A 17,808-nucleotide genomic window follows, 5' to 3' on the forward strand; every position below is an offset into this window, starting at 1 on the left:
ATGTTCCAGCAACATTTGACGATGGTTCAACTACGAAGACAGTTGAAGGCGTTGGTACTTATACTGTAGCCCCAGACGGAACAGTAACTTTCGTACCAGAGAAATCATTTGTCGGAACTGCACCAGCAGTAACAGTGGTTCGTGAAGATGTGAATGGAACAAAAGCCTCTGCAACCTACACGCCAACAGTAACTCCAGTTACTCCAACAGCGGAACCAGCAACATCTACAGATATCCAAGGTCAAACGCAAACAGGTAAACCAAGCTTCACGCCTGGTAACCCAAGTGTCCCAATGGATGATGATGTGCCTGCTACCTTTGAAGACGGCTCAACAACTAAAGTTATTCCAGGTGAAGGAACTTACACAGTTGCTCCAGATGGAACTGTAACCTTCGTCCCAGAAAAAGCATTCACCGGAACAGGTACAGGTGTGACCGTGAAACGTGTTGATAAGAATGGTACAGCCATTACAGCTACCTATACACCAACCGTAACTCCAGTTACACCAACTGCAGAATCAGTTACTTCAATTGGTAATAAGGGTCAAACGCAAACAGGTAAGCCAAGCTTCACTGAGGGCGATAGCCGTGTACCAATGAATAACCAAGTACCAGCTACCTTTGAAGATGGCTCAACAACTAAGACTGTTGCAGGTGTAGGAACTTACACAGTGGCAGCAGACGGAACAGTAACCTTCACACCAGAACCTGAATTTACCGGTACTGCACCAACAGTGACAGTAGTTCGTGAAGATGTGAACGGAACAAAAGCTTCCGCAACTTACACACCAACTGTTCTTCCAATCACTAAGTTTGTTGATAAAGAAGGTAAGGAAATCCCAGGATATCCTACAGTTGATGGTGAACAGCCAAAAGCTGAAATTCCAGGTTACCGCTTCGTAGAAACTAAGAAATTACCTAATGGTGATATCGAACATGTCTACGAGCAAGTAACGACGTCATACGTTGATGAAAATGGTACGCCAATCCCTGGTTATCCAACAGAAGATGGCCAACAACCTAAGAAAGAAATCCCAGGTTATGAATTTGTGAAGACAATTGTAGATGAAAATGGTAATACTCAACACATCTACAAACAAATTGTGACTCCAACACCAGTGCCGGATACAACTCCGACACCAGAGCCACAGCCAGCTCCACAAACAGAAGAGCCTAAGGCTCCAGTACTTCCAGAAACAAAAGAAGAAGCTCACTTTATCAATCCAAGTGATAAGACAGCTCAACTTCCAGAAACTGGTAGTGAGGATTCAAACCTTGCAATCTTTGGTTTGGCAAGTCTTCTAGCTGGATTTGGACTCTATGGCGGAAAACGACGCAAACGTTAAAATGATTTAACGGTCGTATAGGACATTAAGAATCCAGATTCCAATTAAAATAGACCTCATGGCATTTGCCATGGGGTCTATTTGTATGGGCTAGCCTGCTAATTTTTTTAAGTCGTCATGATTGACTTTACTCACTAGGAAGCGTAATCTAGACTTTAATTAAAGGATTAAAAGGAGGTCCCTCGATGATTGAAGTAACTTATTTAAATACTGCAAAGCAAGAAAAACACACTTCTTTTGAAGATTACAATGAATTTGTCAGAGCACAGCAAGCTTGTTGGATTGCCTTACCGGATTCAACGCCAGTCACTAAGGTGACCATAAACGGACATGATATTGGCTACAAAGGACAATATGGCGACCTTTACTTTTATATCATGAAGCTAGATTTGGCACAATATCAGTAATAATAGGAAAAAGAATCAGACATCGTGTTCTGATTCTTTTTCTTTGAGCAAGGTAATTTTTATAAATTAAGAATATTGCTAATTGACTGAAAATGACTTACAATAGAAAGGAAGAATTTATAGAAGGAGACACATATGAAAAACAAGCGTTTAATTTGGACTTTGGTTTTCTTAGCTATCTTGACGATCGGTTCTATTGGTACAGATCTTTTCAAAAAAGAGCACCAAGATGCTAATAAGGTCGTCAAAGTAGGAATCCTCCAGTTCGTGACTCACGATGCCCTGGATCAAATCGAGAAGGGAATTGAGGATGGTCTTAAGGAAGCTGGTTATAAGGGAGATAAGGTTAAAATCACCCTCCTAAATGCCGAAGGAGACCAGTCTAAAATTCAAACCATGTCTAAACAATTGGTCAATGACAAGAATGATGTCGTTATCGGTATTGCAACGCCAGCAGCACAAGGACTAGCGGCAGCTACCAAGGACATTCCAGTCATTATGGGAGCTATCTCAGACCCTGTTGGGGCCAAATTGGTTAAGGACCTCAAGCATCCAGAAGGCAATGTCACTGGTACCTCTAACCAAGTGCCGATTAAGCAGACAGTGGAATTGGTCAAATCATTGACACCAAATGCTAAGACAATTGGTATTCTCTACGCTTCAAGTGAGGATAATTCCAAATCACAGGTTGAAAGCTTTAAGAAATACTCTGAAAAAGATGGCCTGAATGTGGTCGAGTACGCCGTACCATCAACCAATGAAATCAATACAACCATGTCAGTCATGACTGGTAAGGTAGATGCCATCTGGACGCCTCAAGATAATACTATTGCTTCAGCCTTTTCAACAGTAATCTCATCAGCCAACCAGGCTAAGATTCCAGTTTATACGACGGTTGATACTATGGTGAAAGAAGGCGGTTTGGCTTCAGTGGCGCAAAGCCAATATGAACTTGGAAAGGCTACAGCTCGTAGTGCCGTTAAGGTTCTTAAAGGTAAGAGAGTTAAGGATGTTCCTGTAGATGTTATCGATGATGGCACACCAACACTTAACCTTAAAGTTGCTCAAGACCTCAACATCACCATCCCTGACGATGTGCTTAAACAGTCAGACATCGCTGTTAAAGCTGATAAATAAGGAGGACTTATGATTATTTCATCTATTTATCAGGGGCTTCTATACGGAATCCTAGGTCTTGGGATTTACATGACTTTCCGTATCTTGGATTTTCCTGATTTGACAACAGAAGGTTCCTTCCCTCTTGGTGGGGCAGTAGCAGTAACCCTTATGAACTTTGGTTGGAACCCAATTTTAGCAACCTTGGTTGCCGTTTTGGCCGGCTGTGGTGCTGGACTTGTGACTGGTCTCCTCTATACTAAGGGAGAAATTCCTACTATTTTGGCAGGGATTTTGGTCATGACCTCTCTTAACTCAGTCATGCTTATGATTATGGGAAGGGCCAACTTGGGACTTCTTGATATTAAGACTATTCAAGATTTGCTTCCTTTCAGCAAGGACTACAATCTCTTGATTGTTGGTCTCATTGCTGTGACCATTGTTATCACTGCCTTGATTGCCTTTCTTAACACGCGCCTAGGTCAAGCTTATATTGCCACAGGTGATAATAGAGACATGGCCAAATCATTTGGTATCAACACAGACAATATGGAAGTGATGGGTCTTGTTATCTCAAACGGTATTATCGCTCTCTCAGGAGCCTTGATTAGCCAACAGGACGGTTATGCCGACGTTTCTAAAGGGATTGGGGTTATCGTCATTGGTCTTGCCAGCATTATCATTGGTGAGGTCCTTTATGCGACTAACTTGACTCTGTTGGAACGTTTGATTGCCATCTGTATTGGTTCAATCCTCTATCAGTTCCTTTTGACAGCGGTTATTGCTCTTGGCTTTAACACTAACTACCTCAAACTCTTTAGTGCAATTGTTTTGGCTATTTGTTTGATTTCGCCTGTCCTACGCCGAAAATTCTTTAAGGGGGTGACCTTATCACGATGACAGCTATTGTAGAACTCAAAGATGCGACTGTTAAGGTCAATAACGGTTTTGACACCGAAAAAACAATCCTGGACCATGTTAATCTTACCATTAGAGAAGGTGACTTTATTACCATTCTCGGTGGAAATGGTGCCGGAAAATCAACCCTCTTCAACGTCATTGCAGGGACACTCATGTTGACCAGTGGTCAGATTTTCATCATGGGTGAAGATGTTACGGCTCTCCCTGCTGAGAAGCGTGCTAAGTACCTCTCACGAGTCTTCCAAGATCCTAAAATGGGGACAGCTCCTCGTATGACTGTTGCAGAAAACCTCTTGATTGCCAAATACCGTGGTGAAAAACGAGGGCTTAAATCACGCCAAATTCATCTCTACACAGAGGAATTTCAAGGTCTGATCGAACGTATCAGTAATGGTTTAGAAAAACACTTAGATACACCAGCAGGTCTCCTTTCAGGTGGTCAGCGTCAGGCTCTCAGTCTGTTGATGGCGACACTTAAACGTCCTGAGCTCTTGCTCTTAGATGAGCACACCGCAGCCCTGGATCCCAAGACCAGTGTAGCCCTCATGGAGTTGACTGATGAGTTTGTAACAGGTGACCATCTAACAGCCTTGATGATTACCCACCACATGGAAGATGCCCTAAAATATGGCAATCGTCTAATCGTTATGAAGGATGGTCAAATCATTAAAGACCTTACCAAGGAAGAAAAAGGCCAATTGGATATCACAGACTATTACGCTATGTTTGAGTAAGCCTAGTCTGACTCTAAATTGTAAAATAAGCCAAAAAGTTGTATACTTAAAGGGTATGCAACTTTTTGTTGTGGCCTGTAAATCGACAAGGAGACTGTTCGCACGAACGTTCAGCTTCTTGGACCGTCTGTAAAAATAGGCTCTAGAAGAGAGTCAAACTAAAAAGGAGAAAAACAAGCATGAGCGATATTAAAATTATTGCCCTAGGTGGAGTACGTGAAAATGCTAAGAACCTCTATATTGTTGAGATTAACGACTCTATCTTTATCTTGGATGCTGGTCTAAAGTATCCTGAAAATGAACAACTAGGTGTTGACTTTGTCATCCCTAACTTAGATTACTTGATTGAAAATAGAGATCGTATCCAAGGGATTTTCTTAACTCACGGACACGCCGATGCCATTGGTGCCCTACCTTATATCTTGCAAGACGTCAAAGCACCAGTTTTTGGATCATCACTCACAATCGAGTTAGCTAAACTTTTTGTCAAGAATGCTGGCGTTAAGAAATTCAATAATTTCCATGTTATTGACGCAGAAACTGAAATTGAATTTGAGGATGCTGAGGTTTCATTCTTCAAAACAACTCACTCAATTCCAGAATCAATGGGGATTGTTCTTGGTACTGACCAAGGAAATATTGTCTATACAGGTGACTTCAAGTTTGACCAAGCTGCCCGTCCTTACTACAAAACTGATTTAGGTCGTTTGACTGAAATCGGACGTGAAGGTGTTTTGGCCCTCTTGTCAGACTCAGCAAATGCGACAAGTACTGAACAAACAGCTTCTGAAGCAGAAGTTGGCCAAGAAATTGACCAAGTTATTGCCGATGCAGAAGGACGTGTTATTGTTGCTGCAGTTGCTTCAAACTTGGTACGTATCCAACAAGTCTTTGATTCAGCTGCTGATCACGGACGTCGCGTTGTTCTTACCGGTTTTGACGTAGAAAATATTGTCCGCACAGCCATTCGTCTCAAAAAATTGACTGTGGAGCATGAAAAACTTATTGTCAAACCAAAAGACATGAACAAGTTCGAAGACTACGAGTTGATTATCCTCGAAAATGGTCGTATGGGTGAACCAATCGACGGCCTTCAAAAGATGGCTGTTGGTCGTCACCGTTACGTTCAAATCAAGGATGGAGATTTGGTTTATATCGTTACAACTCCAAGCATTGCTAAGGAAGCCGTAGTGGCACGTGTCAACAACGCTATCTATAAAGCTGGTGGAACTGTTAAGATGATTACGCAGAGCCTTCGTGTTTCTGGACATGCCAATGCTCGCGAACTTCAATTGATGATTAACCTCCTTCGTCCACAGTATCTCTTCCCTGTCCAAGGTGAGTACCGTGACCTTCAAGCACATGCAGAGTTAGCCTTGGAAGTTGGTATTCTTCCAGAAAATATCTATATCGTTAAACGCGGTGACATCATGCACTTGTCTGAAGATCAAGGTTTCCTTCATGAAGGAGCTGTTCCAGCTGGTGATGTTATGATTGATGGTAATGCCATTGGTGATGTGGGTAATATCGTCCTTCGTGACCGTAAGGTCTTGTCTGAAGATGGTATCTTTATCGTAGCTATCACTGTTAACAAGAAGGAACGTAAGATTGTCTCTAAAGCACGTGTGAATACACGTGGGTTTGTTTATGTGAAGAAGAGCCGTGACATTCTCCGTGAGGCTGCTGACATTGTCAATGCTACCGTTGAAAATTACTTGGCAGGAGACAGCTTCGACTGGGGTGAACTTAAAGGAGCCGTCCGCGACGATGTGGCTAAGTTCCTCTTTGACCAAACCAAACGTCGCCCAGCTATCCTTCCAGTAGTTATGGAAGTCCGCTAATAACTGACTAAAACATAAGAGTGTGAGCGTGTCGCTTGCACCATAGACATTGAGGAAAGTCTCAACAAGACTTTGTTTTAAAATCAAAAGCTGGGGTGTCCCAGCTTTTCTAACATTAAGAAAGGAAAATACAAATGGCTTTTTTTCAAATTGAATACTCATCAGATGTTCTAGGACAATACCGCCAAGTGGATGTCATCTATCCAGATCGTGATCAGATTGCTGAAACGGAAAGTGATACGGATATCCCAGTTCTCTATCTCCTTCATGGCATGGGGGGCAATCATAATTCTTGGGCCTTCCGTACCAATATTCAGCGTCTCCTTCGTAAGACTAATCTCATCGTTATTATGCCTAACTCTGAAAATGGCTGGTATACAAATACCAACTACGGGGTTAAGTATTACGATGCCATTGCTAAGGAGCTTCCTCAAGTCATGCAACGTTTCTTCCCTAGTATGACTAAGAAGCGTGAAAAGACCTTTATCGCTGGACTTTCTATGGGTGGCTATGGTTCTTTCAAACTAGCCTTAACGACAAATAACTTTGCTTGTGCGGGTTCCTTCTCTGGTGCCCTTGGATTATCAGTAGAGATGATTACAGATGAAACGAGTGAGTCTAAGGAATACTGGCAAGGTGTCTTTGGCGATTTGGAAGGAAAAGACATTGAGCAGCACAAATTGGTTAATCTAGCCAAACAACATGACAAGAAAACCAAATTCTTTGCCTGGTGTGGCCTTGAGGATTTCCTTTTTGAATCTCAAAACAAAGCAGTTGCTGATTTGAAGGCCCTTGGTTTAGACATTGACTACCGTACAGACCATGGAAGACATGAGTGGTATTATTGGGAAAAACAACTAGAAGCCTACTTAGAATGGTTACCGATTGATTACGTTAAAGAAGAACGTTTGTCTTAATAGGTCAAGTTTGTAACATCTTATCAAAGAGATGATAAAAGCTTAAAGTGGTATTTTTTGCTTGTCAGAACTATTAGAGCTTGATATACTAGGGGAAGTTTCGAAAAGGAGGCTCAATAATGAAAAAATTATTCAGAGTAATCTTCTATATTCCCAAACTTCTTTTACAATTTATTTGGAATCTTATTTGGGCTATATTTAAACTTGCCCTAGTCCTAGCCCTTATTGGTTATGGACTCGTCTACTATGCCAATAATTCTTCAAGTACCTTAGCCACAAACATTAACCAAGCCTTTCATCAAGTAGAGCTAGGTTTTAGTGGTACCAGTACTAGTGACGTTGAGAAAGTTGTCTCTAACCTATCAACGACAGATACTATTCCTGAGTCTAATGGAGCTAGATGGGCGCAAAATACAGCAAGCATCTATATACAATCTACAGATGAAACCTTGGTAGCAGCTTATAAGGAAGCTATTACTAACTGGAATAACACGGGTGCTTTCATCTTTACATTAACTGATGATGCCTCAACGGCTGACATTGTTGCGACTGACTATTCCGATGCGAATTCACAGGCAGCAGGTTTAGCAGACACTCAAACCAATGTTTTGACCAACCGCATTACTCATGTGGATGTGAAGTTGAACCGTTATTTCCTCTTGAATAGTGATTTTGGTTATACTCACAAGCGTATTGTGAATACGGCTGAACACGAATTGGGACATGCCATTGGCTTAGACCATGATGACTCTAAGACATCCGTTATGCAATCAGCAGGATCTTATTACGGGATTCAACAGGTGGATATTGATACGGTCCATGCTCTCTATGCAAATTAAGGAGGGGTGTCATGCGCTATTTGAAACGCCTTGCTAGACGTTACCCCATGCAAACCTTCCTTTTTCTTTTCAATGCTGGGGTCTTTACTTGGTTGCAAACAACAGGAACCATGATTGCCAATCGTTTGGGGCTATCGGGTGATGGTATTTGGATTTATATTCCCAATTGGGTAAAAACGCTTACCAGTGATTCTATACAGAGTATTCAAATCCTATACGGAGCCTCTGGTTGGAGTTGGCTAATCACCTCTATGCTTCTCACTTGGCTCTTGACTTTTCTTAGAGGTCTCATGAGAGCAGTGATTCTCATTCTGATAGTTGGTCTTGGCTTATGGCTAGTCTATCGACACTTTGAACTCTTACAAAATCTAAAACTGTCCTGATGGGCAGTTTTTTTGAGTTGTTAGGTCATTTATTTTCTGAAGAAATATGATATAATATAGCTAATTTATTATTTTGGAGGACATTATGGCTTTAGCAAAAATCGTTTATGCCAGTATGACCGGTAACACGGAAGAAATCGCAGATATCGTTGCCAAAAAATTGGAAGAATTAGGTCACACTGTAGATGTAGACGAGTGTACAACGGTTGATGCTGCTGATTTTGAAGATGCGGACATCTGTATCGTAGCGACTTACACTTATGGTGATGGTGAGTTGCCAGATGAAATCGTTGACTTTTACGAAGATTTGGCTGACCTCGACTTGTCAGGTAAAATCTTTGGTGTTGTAGGTTCAGGAGATACCTTCTACGATTATTTCTGTCATTCAGTGGATGAGTTTGAAAATCAATTCACATTCACAGGGGCGACTAAGGGTGCTGATAGCGTCAAGGTTGACCTTTCTGCTGAAGATGAAGATATCGAAAATCTTGAAGCTTTCGCTGAAAAAGTTTCAGAAGCATTAGCATAAGAAAAAAGCAGAGTAAAGTCTGCTTTTATTGTAGTTAAAAATGGAGTTTTTATGAATGAAATAGAAAGAGATTTTAGGACGCAATCTCAACATCTCCTTTGGTCTGTTTGGCGAGGGCTCTTAGTGGGGGTGACAGCAGGAGCAGTGGTCAGTCTTTTTCGTTGGTTAATTGCCAAAGGGGCCGCATTTTCTGTAGCTATTTACGAAGACGCCCTTCATAATCCCCTCCTGATTCTGGGAATTGTACTTGTTAATCTCTTGATTGCCCTTTTTATTGGTTACCTTATTAAGCAGGAAAAAGACATCAAGGGCTCAGGGATTCCCCATGTTGAAGGGGAACTGATGGGGCTCTTACATCCGTCTTGGTGGTCAGTTTTATGGCGTAAATTCCTAGGTGGAGTCCTTGGGATTTCAATGGGACTGATGTTGGGACGTGAGGGACCTAGTATTCAACTAGGTGCCATGACTGCTAAGGGATTAGCCAAGGGACTTAAGCTCTCTGCACGTGAGAAGCGTGTCTTGATTGCTGCAGGAGCAGCAGCAGGGTTATCGGCTGCCTTCAATGCCCCAATTGCTGGTCTTTTGTTTGTCGTCGAAGAAGTCTATCATCATTTCTCTCGTCATGTTTGGGTGACAGCTTTAACGGCATCTTTAGTGGCCAATGCTGTTTCCTTACGCATCTTTGGCCAGGTACCAGTCCTTGCTATGACAGAAAAATTACCCGTATTTCCTTTGAAGGATTATTGGATTCTTATTGTCTTGGGGATTTTTCTAGGTGTGCTTGGATACGGTTATGAGTGGGTTGTCTTACGTATTGGTAAGGTCTACCAAGGGTTAGGGAAAATCTTCCACTTGCCATCTCATTTTCATGGCCTTTTGGCAGTTCTGTTTATCATTCCTATTGGCCTTTATTTTCCACATCTTTTAGGTGGCGGGAATGAATTGATTCTTGCCTTAAATGGTTTACATCCTGCTCTAACTGTGGCTATCCTCTATTTGGCTATCCGCTTTATTTGGAGTATGCTGTCCTTTGGTTCTGGCTTTCCTGGTGGGATTTTCTTGCCGATTTTGACTCTAGGTGCTCTTTCTGGTAGCGTCTTTGCGGCAGCTTTTGAAAACCTAGGCTTTTTACATCCCGTTCAGTTTCCTATCTTTATCATTCTTGGTATGGCTGGTTATTTCGGTGCTGTGTCTAAGGCACCGCTAACTGCTATGATTTTAGTAACTGAGATGGTGGGTGACCTTCACCAATTGATGACCATTGGAGTTGTGACCCTGATTGCCTATCTAGTTATGGATTTCATGGGAGGAGAACCTGTCTATGAAGCCATGCTTCACAATCTGATTGCTCACGAACAAGAGCAAGTTGATAATATACCGACGATGATTGACTTGCCGGTTACAGATAGTCTAGCTGGTCGATTGGTTAAGGATTTAACCTTACCTGATGGGGTTTTGATTTCCACTCAGATTTTTCAAGATCAGTCTGAGGTTGTTCATGGAGACACACGTCTAAAAGCAGGAGCAACCCTGTATCTAGTTGTTAATGAAGGTAATATCAGTCAGGTAAGAAAACTCTTTTTATAAGCAATTCAATGGCTTGAGGCTCTTTTGTCCTCAGGTCATTTTTGTTATAATGGAGAGAAAAAAGGAGGTCAGTATGGACTTAAATGAGATTCGCCAACAGATTGACACCGTTGATAATGAGATCGTGGCTTTGTTGGAAGAACGTATGAAATTGGTAACTCGAGTAAGTGCTTATAAACAACGCACTGGAAAGGCGATTTATGATCCCGAACGAGAGCAAGCCTTGCTAGACAAAGTAGGTGATAGTGTCGTTAATCCTGAATATAAAGAAGCTATCGTTGCTAGTTTTGCGGATATTATGAAACATTCTCGTACTTATCAAATAGGCAAGCTTGAAGGAAGGTAGGCTATTAAGATGAAAATTAGACAATTAAGTGAGAGTCAAGGTCTCTCATACTCCAATTTAGTGATTTTGAGTCTCTATGCTGTCTTTCTAGGGGCGCTGGTTGGGCTGATTGATGCTATTTTTGGTCGTGTTCTCATAGGACTTTCAGAATATCGGGACCACCATCTCTTTTATCTAGTCCCAGCGCTTCCTATAGCTGGGCTTTTGATTGTTTACCTTTACCAAAGGTTTGCAGGCAAGGCAGCACAAGGGATGGGCTTGATTTTCAAGGTTGGACATAATGAGGAGGATCAAGTCCCCCTAAGGTTAATTCCACTGGTGACTGTAACCACATGGCTGACCCACCTTTTCGGGGGTTCTGCAGGTCGTGAGGGAGTTGCTGTACAACTGGGGGCCACAGTTTCTCATGCTTTTAGTCGCTATTTTAAGCTCCCGAATGCTTCACGTATTTTCTTGACCATGGGGATGGCCGCTGGTTTTGGAGGGCTCTTCCAAACACCAATCGCCGCGACCTTCTTTGCGCTTGAGGTATTGACTCTAGGACAGTTAAGTCTGCCAATCTTGGTACCGACTCTTATTGCATCTTTTGTGGCTAGTACGACAAGCCATCTCTTAGGTCTTGAAAAATTTAGCCACTTTGTCTCCGAAAGTTTGAGTATTGACCTTGGGACGTTTATTAAATTAGCTCTTTTAGGTCTGGCCTTTGGTCTAGCAGGAAATCTCTTTGCTTATCTCTTGTCACTAGCTAAAAAGAAAGTAGCAAGTCTGCTCCCAAATCCTTATTATCGTGTTCTCTTAGGAAGTGTCGTCTTAACCTGTCTTCTTTTGATTTTGTGGAAGGGACGTTATACAGGTCTTGGAACGAATTTGATTGCTTTAAGTGTTGGTGGTGGGACCATTTATCCATTGGATTGGCTCTTGAAATTGCTCTTGACCGTCTTTACCCTATCTCTTGGTTTCCAAGGAGGAGAAGTAACCCCTTTGTTTGCTATCGGAGCCAGTCTTGGTGCTGTTCTAGCACCAGTTCTGGGACTTCCAATTCCACTTGTAGCAGGTCTAGGCTATCTGTCTGTCTTTGGTAGCAGTACCAATACCCTTTTAGCACCTATTTTCATTGGAGTTGAAGTCTTTGGTCCCGCTAATGCAGTCCCTTATGCGATTGTCATGGTTTTTGCTTATCTCATTAATCATAAGACGAGCATTTATGGACAACAAAAAATGCTAGAAATGCAATAAGATACTAGACATCCTGATAATTTTTTGATAAGATACTAGGAGTGTGTAATGGACACACAAAAATAACGGCTAATCCGCTGAGACACAGAGGTTGCTCTTAAGATTAGTAAGATAGGAGTATATAAAAATGAATCCATTGATCCAAAGTTTGACAGAAGGTCAACTTCGTACTGACATCCCATCATTCCGTCCTGGTGACACTGTTCGCGTTCACGCGAAAGTTGTCGAAGGAACTCGCGAACGTATCCAGATCTTTGAAGGTGTAGTTATTTCACGCAAAGGTCAAGGGATCTCAGAAATGTACACAGTTCGTAAAATTTCAAGCGGTATCGGTGTAGAACGTACTTTCCCAATCCACACTCCACGTGTTGAAAAGATTGAAGTTGTACGCTACGGTAAAGTCCGCCGTGCTAAACTTTACTACTTGCGTGCTTTGCAAGGTAAAGCTGCACGTATCAAAGAAATCCGTAAATAATTTACAGATTTCACATAAAAAATCTGTCCTCGTGGCAGATTTTTTCATAAGTCCTCTTGGTTAAATGGATATAACAACTCCCTCCTAAGGAGTCGTTGCTGGTTCGATTCCGGCAGGGGACATTTTTAAGCCTTTAACCATGCGGTTTTAAGCTATTTTGCCCCAAATTTAAACCAAATGTATTTGACGCCTATTGAATTATAGGTGTTTTTTTGATATGCAAAAACCCTAGTCAGGATTAGTCCTAACTAGGGTTTCGGATAGAATACTAGTGATGTTAAGTATTCTGTTAACTCATTAATTGGAATTGGCAGTTGTATCTGTGCTTGATGAAGCTTGTGGGTACTCGTAAGGATTGTTATCAACGTCGTCAACCCACTCATTGCTCTGATGGGTTGAGCTTGCGTGATTGCTTCCTCCACCAGCACCTGCGGCGAAGGCTGCATCGTGACCCCCACCTCCCCCTCCGTTTATGGCATAGGAGCCATCTTCTGGTCCGCCCCAACCTCGTCCACCTTCAGCAGGCTTGGACTTTTCTTGATTTCCATCTTGGTGGGATGTTTGGTTGTTTTGTTTTTGATTTGGTGCTTGAACAGAAGGGGATGCTTGATCTTTTTTTTTATCTTCTTTTGAAGTAGTAGTTGAAGATTTGGTCTTCTCTTTTTTATGAGAAGAGCTGCTTTTTGATGAAAGGCTGTGAGAGATGTGATGCGTTTTTGCTGTTGGCTTTACAGGTTCTTTTAAATGTTTTGATAAAAAACCAAAGAGAAAGAAGAAAGCTAGCAAAGAGAAGGTGATAATATTATATTTTTTTCTTTTCAAATTTGGCTCCGTTCCTAGTCATAGATGAAGAGTAAAAATAACAGTAAAAAACCAGGTTTCCCTGGTTCTCATTATTAGCGGCTTACGCGACGGCGAGCTGCTTTTTTACGGTTTTCTTCGATGAAAGCCAATTTCTTTTCTTCTGGTTCGATAATGGTTTTCTTAACTGCGAAGACAGCACCTGCTACAGTAGCAGCAGTTCCGATAACGCCAGTAGCGACACCTTTAGCGAATGAATGTTTTTTAGCCATGAGACTATCCTCCGTATATGTTATAATATGCTTATATTATCTAAAAAAATATCTAGAATAGCAAGTGAAAACATTATGAAAACCAAACTTATTGTAGTAGCTGGTCCTACTGCTGTAGGAAAAACAGCGCTTGGAATTGAATTGGCCAAGCGTTTTAATGGGGAAATTATTTCAGGAGATAGCCAGCAGGTTTACCGACAATTGAATATAGGAACCGCCAAGGCCACTCCTGAAGAGCAGGCGGCAGCAGTGCATCATCTGATTGATGTTCGCGATGTTGATGAGACCTATTCAGCTTATGATTTTGTGACAGAGGCAGAGGCTGCCATTACAGATATCGTTAGTCGTGGTAAGCTGCCTATTGTAGTAGGAGGAACAGGTCTCTATTTACAAAGTCTCCTAGAAGGGTATCACCTAGGGGGACAGGTCGATCAGGAGCACGTTTTAGCCTATCGATCGGAATTAGAGCAATTATCTGATCAGGAACTTTTTGAAAAAATTGATCGCTTAGGTATTGAGATTAAAGAGATTAACCGTCGTCGTGCTATTAGAGCACTTGAACTCCATCGTTTTTCGGAGAATCTTGAAAATACTGAGACGACTTATGATCCCTTTCTTATCGGATTAGATGATGAACGCTCCTTAATCTATAATCGAATTAATACACGAGTAGACAAGATGGTTGAACTTGGGCTCTTGGAAGAAGCCAAGTGGTTGTACGATAATTATCCTAATGCCCAGTCAGCTCGTGGTATAGGCTACAAGGAGTTGTTTCCTTATTTTTCTGGGAACCAGAGCTTGGACGAAGCCTTGGAAAAACTCAAGCAAAATACGCGTCGATTTGCTAAACGTCAATTAACTTGGTTCAGAAATCGAATGACTGTTAAGTTTTATCAGATTTCTAGTCCAGAATATCCTGAAAATGTCGTTCAAGATCTTGAATTATTTTTAAATGAAAGGGAAGGAGAAAAGGTAGGTCAATCTTAGTTTTAAGAACCAATCTTTGCTATAATGGTAGTTATGACTAACGAAGAAAAAAAATCAGCCTATGAATTAATGCTAGCACAGGCTAAAGTGCTTTTTGCCAATGAAAACAATGCTCTGGCCAACTTTTCTAATGCCTCAGCTCTCTTGAATACAACCCTGCCAAATTCTGTGTTCACAGGCTTCTACCTGATGGATAATGTCAAGAATGAGTTAATCCTTGGCCCTTTCCAAGGTAATGTTTCTTGTGTTCGAATTGCCTTAGGTAAGGGTGTTTGTGGTCAGTCTGCAGCAGAAAATAGAACCCTAATTGTCGAAGATGTCACCAAACACGCTAATTACATCGCTTGTGATTCCGCTGCTCGAAGTGAAATTGTTGTACCAATGGTCAAAGATGGCAAATTAGTTGGTGTTCTCGATTTGGATTCTCACCAAGTAGGAGACTATAACCAAGTAGACCAAGATTATCTTGAAGCATTTGTCAAAATTTTACTTGAGAAAACCGAGCTTACATTTGGAATGTTTGAGGTAAACTAATGTATCAAGCCTTATATCGTAAATACCGTAGTCAAACCTTTGGCGAAATGGTTGGTCAAAAAGTGATTTCAACCACGCTCAGACAGGCGGTAGAGTCGGGGAAAATCAGCCATGCCTATCTTTTTTCTGGACCACGTGGTACCGGTAAAACCAGTGCGGCAAAAATCTTTGCCAAGGCTATGAACTGTCCTAATCAAGTTGATGGTGAGCCTTGTAATCACTGCGATATTTGTCGTGATATTACTAACGGAAGTCTCGAAGATGTTATCGAGATTGATGCGGCTTCCAACAACGGTGTGGATGAGATTCGTGAAATCCGTGACAAATCGACCTATGCCCCAAGTCGTGCAACTTATAAGGTCTATATTATCGACGAAGTGCACATGCTTTCGACAGGTGCCTTCAATGCTCTTTTGAAGACTTTGGAAGAACCAACTGAAAATGTTGTTTTTATTCTGGCGACCACTGAATTACATAAGATTCCTGCAACCATCCTTTCTCGTGTCCAACGTTTTGAGTTTAAATCGATCAAGCAGGGAGCTATTAAAGAGCATTTGGCTTCAATTCTGGAAAAAGAAGGATTAACCTTTGATGATGAGGCTTTGACCATTATTGCTCGTCGTGCGGAAGGTGGTATGCGTGATGCTTTGTCAATCTTAGACCAAGCACTGAGTCTGTCTCCTGATAATCATGTCAGTCAAGCTGTAGCTGAAGAAATCACTGGTTCTATTGGTTTGACAGCCTTAGACAGTTTTGTCGCTAACGTTCGCAATCAAGAGACTACGCAAGCTTTATCAAACCTTGAAACTCTTTTTGATAATGGTAAGTCTATGAGCCGTTTTGCGACGGATCTCTTGGAGTATTTCCGTGATCTTTTGATTGTCAAAGCGGGCGGAGAGAACAGTCACCATAGTCCCCTTTTTGAAGAGAATCTTTCTCTGGAGCAAGACCGACTTTTCCAATTGATTGACTTGGTTACAAGTGCCTTGCCAGAAATTAAAACTGGAACACATCCTAAAATCTATGCGGAAATGCTGACTATAAAATTGTCAGAGACTCATACTCAGGTTTCACAAGAAATCCCAGGGAATTTGCAAGAAGAGTTAGATAGTCTTCGTCGCGAGGTAGAAGGTCTACGTAAAGCTCTTAAAGAGGGCAAAGTCCAAGGAGAAGTAGCACCAACTCGAAAAGTCAAACCTGCTTATCAGTACAAGGTGGATCGTGAAAAGATTCTCACGATTATGCGTGAAACCATGGAAAATCCGCAGAAATCACGACAGTGTCTGGATGCCCTAAAGGCAACTTGGCCTGAAATCTTGGATTCTATTAGCCCACAAAATAGGGCACTTTTGAATGGCTCTGAGCCTGTATTAGCTAATCAGGAAAATGCTATCCTGGCATTTAATGCTGCCTTTAATGCTGAACAGGTCATGAAACGCAGTGATCTCAATGATATGTTTGGTAATATCATGAGTTCAGCTGCCGGTTTCTCACCTAATATTATGGCTGTTCCAAAAGCAGAATTTGAAAAACTCCGTACAGAATTTGCACGCAGTCTCAAATCCAAAGAAGAATTGGAAAAAGAAGATCGCGAAGAGTATATCCCGCAAGAACTCGAGTTTCTCTCTGATGTAGTAGAAATAGAGGACTAAAAAGGTCCATTGGACCTTTTTAGGTCTGAGCCCAGAAATGAAAAAGCGAGGAAGGACTGAACTGCACCCCAAAAGTTAGACAGAAAAAATCTAACTTTTGGGGTGTTTTTATTATGAAATTGACTTATGAAGATAAGGTTCAAATCTATGAACTTAGAAACCAAGGATATAGCTTAGAGCAGCTTTCAAATAAATTTGGGATAAACATTTCTAATCTTAGCTACATAATCAAATTGATTGATCGATACGGAATAGAAATCGCCAAAAAGGGAAAGAATCGTTACTACTTTCCTGAATTAAAACAAGAAATGATTGATAAAGTCCTATTTAAAGGCTATTCTCAAGATAGAGTTTCTCTCAAAATGCTCTCCCAAATCGTGGAACGCTTCCTAACTGGCTCGTACACTATAAGAAAAACGGGTACACTATTGTTGAGAAGACAAGAGAAAGGATACCTAAAATGGGACGTAAGCCAAAGAAAAAACTGAAAGAGATGACAGAGCTAGAGCGACTTCAAGCAGAAAATGAGTACTTGAGAGCGGAGAATGCAGTTCTAAAAAAGTTGAGAGAACTCCGATTGAGGGACGAAAAAGAGCAAGAAGAAAAACGGAAATTGTCCGAGGATTAGTAACAGAGTTTGCTTTAGAGATTCTTCTAAAGATTGTTAAGCTTGCTCGTTCGACCTATTATTACCACTTAAAACAGCTGGATCAAACGGATAATAATCAAACTATCAAGTTGAAATTCAATCTATTTTTACTGAGCATAAAGGGAATTACGGCTATCGTCGAATGACTCTTGAATTGAGGAATCGTGGCTTCGTAGTAAACATACTAAGATTAGTAGTGAGGAAATCTCCGACGGGAGAAAGTACTCACTACTTTT

General features: G+C 41.4%; 19 protein-coding genes, 1 tRNA gene and 1 pseudogene. 19 read left to right on the forward strand and 2 right to left on the reverse strand.

What is annotated here, in order from left to right:
- The 15 genes from HMPREF2637_RS09135 to HMPREF2637_RS09205 all read left to right on the forward strand — a co-directional run.
- Positions 1–1,346, forward strand: a 1,346-nt coding sequence (locus HMPREF2637_RS09135) for an LPXTG cell wall anchor domain-containing protein (RefSeq protein ID WP_141760034.1), incomplete at its 5' end; no start/stop codon positions are given.
- Between the two features lie 185 nt (positions 1,347–1,531).
- Positions 1,532–1,753 carry a DUF4649 family protein gene (locus tag HMPREF2637_RS09140; RefSeq protein WP_002890796.1) on the forward strand — a complete coding sequence of 74 codons (222 nt, stop codon included), beginning with the start codon at positions 1,532–1,534 and terminating at the stop codon, positions 1,751–1,753.
- Positions 1,754–1,888: 135 nt separating this feature from the next.
- Positions 1,889–2,890 carry a tryptophan ABC transporter substrate-binding protein gene (trpX, locus tag HMPREF2637_RS09145; protein ID WP_070840009.1) on the forward strand — a complete coding sequence of 334 codons (1,002 nt, stop codon included), beginning with the start codon at positions 1,889–1,891 and terminating at the stop codon, positions 2,888–2,890.
- Between the two features lie 9 nt (positions 2,891–2,899).
- Positions 2,900–3,769 (forward strand): ABC transporter permease, encoded by an 870-nt coding sequence (locus HMPREF2637_RS09150; protein WP_002883493.1) that lies wholly within the window; start codon positions 2,900–2,902, stop codon positions 3,767–3,769.
- Positions 3,766–4,524 (forward strand): ABC transporter ATP-binding protein, encoded by a 759-nt coding sequence (locus tag HMPREF2637_RS09155; protein ID WP_002883503.1) that lies wholly within the window; start codon positions 3,766–3,768, stop codon positions 4,522–4,524. The genes HMPREF2637_RS09150 and HMPREF2637_RS09155 overlap by 4 nt, the downstream gene beginning before the upstream one ends.
- A 179-nt stretch (positions 4,525–4,703) precedes the next feature.
- A complete protein-coding gene (locus HMPREF2637_RS09160) occupies positions 4,704–6,365 on the forward strand; it encodes a ribonuclease J (RefSeq protein ID WP_070840012.1) in 1,662 nt (553 codons plus the stop codon).
- A gap of 134 nt (positions 6,366–6,499) precedes the next feature.
- Entirely contained in the window at positions 6,500–7,282 is a 783-nt protein-coding gene (locus HMPREF2637_RS09165; RefSeq protein WP_064520655.1) for an alpha/beta hydrolase, read from the forward strand.
- 119 nt (positions 7,283–7,401) lie between these two features.
- Positions 7,402–8,121: a matrixin family metalloprotease gene (locus tag HMPREF2637_RS09170; RefSeq protein ID WP_004182633.1), complete on the forward strand. Its 720-nt coding sequence runs from the start codon at positions 7,402–7,404 to the stop codon at positions 8,119–8,121.
- A gap of 11 nt (positions 8,122–8,132) precedes the next feature.
- Positions 8,133–8,504: a hypothetical protein gene (locus HMPREF2637_RS09175; RefSeq protein ID WP_060972691.1), complete on the forward strand. Its 372-nt coding sequence runs from the start codon at positions 8,133–8,135 to the stop codon at positions 8,502–8,504.
- Positions 8,505–8,589: 85 nt separating this feature from the next.
- Positions 8,590–9,033: a flavodoxin gene (locus HMPREF2637_RS09180; RefSeq protein ID WP_002883520.1), complete on the forward strand. Its 444-nt coding sequence runs from the start codon at positions 8,590–8,592 to the stop codon at positions 9,031–9,033.
- Between the two features lie 51 nt (positions 9,034–9,084).
- Complete coding sequence (locus HMPREF2637_RS09185) at positions 9,085–10,620, forward strand: ClC family H(+)/Cl(-) exchange transporter (protein ID WP_048790576.1); 1,536 nt, start codon at positions 9,085–9,087, stop codon at positions 10,618–10,620.
- 73 nt (positions 10,621–10,693) lie between these two features.
- Positions 10,694–10,966 (forward strand): chorismate mutase, encoded by a 273-nt coding sequence (locus HMPREF2637_RS09190; protein WP_048790577.1) that lies wholly within the window; start codon positions 10,694–10,696, stop codon positions 10,964–10,966.
- A gap of 9 nt (positions 10,967–10,975) precedes the next feature.
- Complete coding sequence (locus tag HMPREF2637_RS09195) at positions 10,976–12,202, forward strand: voltage-gated chloride channel family protein (RefSeq protein WP_060972694.1); 1,227 nt, start codon at positions 10,976–10,978, stop codon at positions 12,200–12,202.
- A gap of 127 nt (positions 12,203–12,329) precedes the next feature.
- Entirely contained in the window at positions 12,330–12,677 is a 348-nt protein-coding gene (rplS, locus tag HMPREF2637_RS09200; RefSeq protein WP_002883489.1) for a 50S ribosomal protein L19, read from the forward strand.
- A gap of 50 nt (positions 12,678–12,727) precedes the next feature.
- Positions 12,728–12,799 (forward strand) — tRNA-Arg (locus HMPREF2637_RS09205).
- 175 nt (positions 12,800–12,974) lie between these two features.
- Here HMPREF2637_RS09205 and HMPREF2637_RS09210 read toward each other — a convergent pair.
- Positions 12,975–13,499: a hypothetical protein gene (locus HMPREF2637_RS09210; protein ID WP_070655714.1), complete on the reverse strand. Its 525-nt coding sequence runs from the start codon at positions 13,497–13,499 to the stop codon at positions 12,975–12,977.
- Positions 13,500–13,573: 74 nt separating this feature from the next.
- Positions 13,574–13,750: a DUF3042 family protein gene (locus tag HMPREF2637_RS09215; protein ID WP_002883513.1), complete on the reverse strand. Its 177-nt coding sequence runs from the start codon at positions 13,748–13,750 to the stop codon at positions 13,574–13,576.
- A gap of 75 nt (positions 13,751–13,825) precedes the next feature.
- On the opposite strand from HMPREF2637_RS09215, the gene miaA reads away from it, so the two are divergent.
- The 4 genes and pseudogenes from miaA to HMPREF2637_RS09235 all read left to right on the forward strand — a co-directional run.
- On the forward strand, positions 13,826–14,737 hold the full coding sequence (gene miaA, locus HMPREF2637_RS09220) for a tRNA (adenosine(37)-N6)-dimethylallyltransferase MiaA (protein WP_048790579.1): 912 nt from the start codon (positions 13,826–13,828) through the stop codon (positions 14,735–14,737).
- Positions 14,738–14,770: 33 nt separating this feature from the next.
- The gene (locus tag HMPREF2637_RS09225; RefSeq protein WP_282185667.1) at positions 14,771–15,271 is read left to right on the forward strand and encodes a GAF domain-containing protein; all 501 of its coding nucleotides are present in this window, start codon (positions 14,771–14,773) and stop codon (positions 15,269–15,271) included.
- A complete protein-coding gene (dnaX, locus tag HMPREF2637_RS09230; RefSeq protein ID WP_014634396.1) occupies positions 15,271–16,923 on the forward strand; it encodes a DNA polymerase III subunit gamma/tau in 1,653 nt (550 codons plus the stop codon). Before HMPREF2637_RS09225 ends, dnaX begins: the two co-directional genes overlap by 1 nt.
- Positions 16,924–17,036: 113 nt before the next feature.
- Positions 17,037–17,808 (forward strand): annotated as a pseudogene (locus tag HMPREF2637_RS09235) (IS3 family transposase); the annotation flags it as partial.

The organism is Streptococcus sp. HMSC065H07, assembly GCF_001837325.1.
GTDB classification, from domain to species: domain Bacteria; phylum Bacillota; class Bacilli; order Lactobacillales; family Streptococcaceae; genus Streptococcus; species Streptococcus salivarius_H.

Coding starts and splice junctions, on each gene's coding strand:
- HMPREF2637_RS09215 (WP_002883513.1), bottom strand. CDS start 13,750: ATGGCTAAAAAACATTCATTCGCTAAAGGTGTCGCTACTGGCGTTATC.
- HMPREF2637_RS09150 (WP_002883493.1), top strand. CDS start 2,900: ATGATTATTTCATCTATTTATCAGGGGCTTCTATACGGAATCCTAGGT.
- HMPREF2637_RS09160 (WP_070840012.1), top strand. CDS start 4,704: ATGAGCGATATTAAAATTATTGCCCTAGGTGGAGTACGTGAAAATGCT.
- HMPREF2637_RS09165 (WP_064520655.1), top strand. CDS start 6,500: ATGGCTTTTTTTCAAATTGAATACTCATCAGATGTTCTAGGACAATAC.
- trpX (WP_070840009.1), top strand. CDS start 1,889: ATGAAAAACAAGCGTTTAATTTGGACTTTGGTTTTCTTAGCTATCTTG.
- miaA (WP_048790579.1), top strand. CDS start 13,826: ATGAAAACCAAACTTATTGTAGTAGCTGGTCCTACTGCTGTAGGAAAA.
- HMPREF2637_RS09185 (WP_048790576.1), top strand. CDS start 9,085: ATGAATGAAATAGAAAGAGATTTTAGGACGCAATCTCAACATCTCCTT.
- HMPREF2637_RS09180 (WP_002883520.1), top strand. CDS start 8,590: ATGGCTTTAGCAAAAATCGTTTATGCCAGTATGACCGGTAACACGGAA.
- HMPREF2637_RS09190 (WP_048790577.1), top strand. CDS start 10,694: ATGGACTTAAATGAGATTCGCCAACAGATTGACACCGTTGATAATGAG.
- HMPREF2637_RS09140 (WP_002890796.1), top strand. CDS start 1,532: ATGATTGAAGTAACTTATTTAAATACTGCAAAGCAAGAAAAACACACT.
- HMPREF2637_RS09225 (WP_282185667.1), top strand. CDS start 14,771: ATGACTAACGAAGAAAAAAAATCAGCCTATGAATTAATGCTAGCACAG.
- HMPREF2637_RS09195 (WP_060972694.1), top strand. CDS start 10,976: ATGAAAATTAGACAATTAAGTGAGAGTCAAGGTCTCTCATACTCCAAT.
- HMPREF2637_RS09170 (WP_004182633.1), top strand. CDS start 7,402: ATGAAAAAATTATTCAGAGTAATCTTCTATATTCCCAAACTTCTTTTA.
- dnaX (WP_014634396.1), top strand. CDS start 15,271: ATGTATCAAGCCTTATATCGTAAATACCGTAGTCAAACCTTTGGCGAA.
- HMPREF2637_RS09155 (WP_002883503.1), top strand. CDS start 3,766: ATGACAGCTATTGTAGAACTCAAAGATGCGACTGTTAAGGTCAATAAC.
- rplS (WP_002883489.1), top strand. CDS start 12,330: ATGAATCCATTGATCCAAAGTTTGACAGAAGGTCAACTTCGTACTGAC.
- HMPREF2637_RS09175 (WP_060972691.1), top strand. CDS start 8,133: ATGCGCTATTTGAAACGCCTTGCTAGACGTTACCCCATGCAAACCTTC.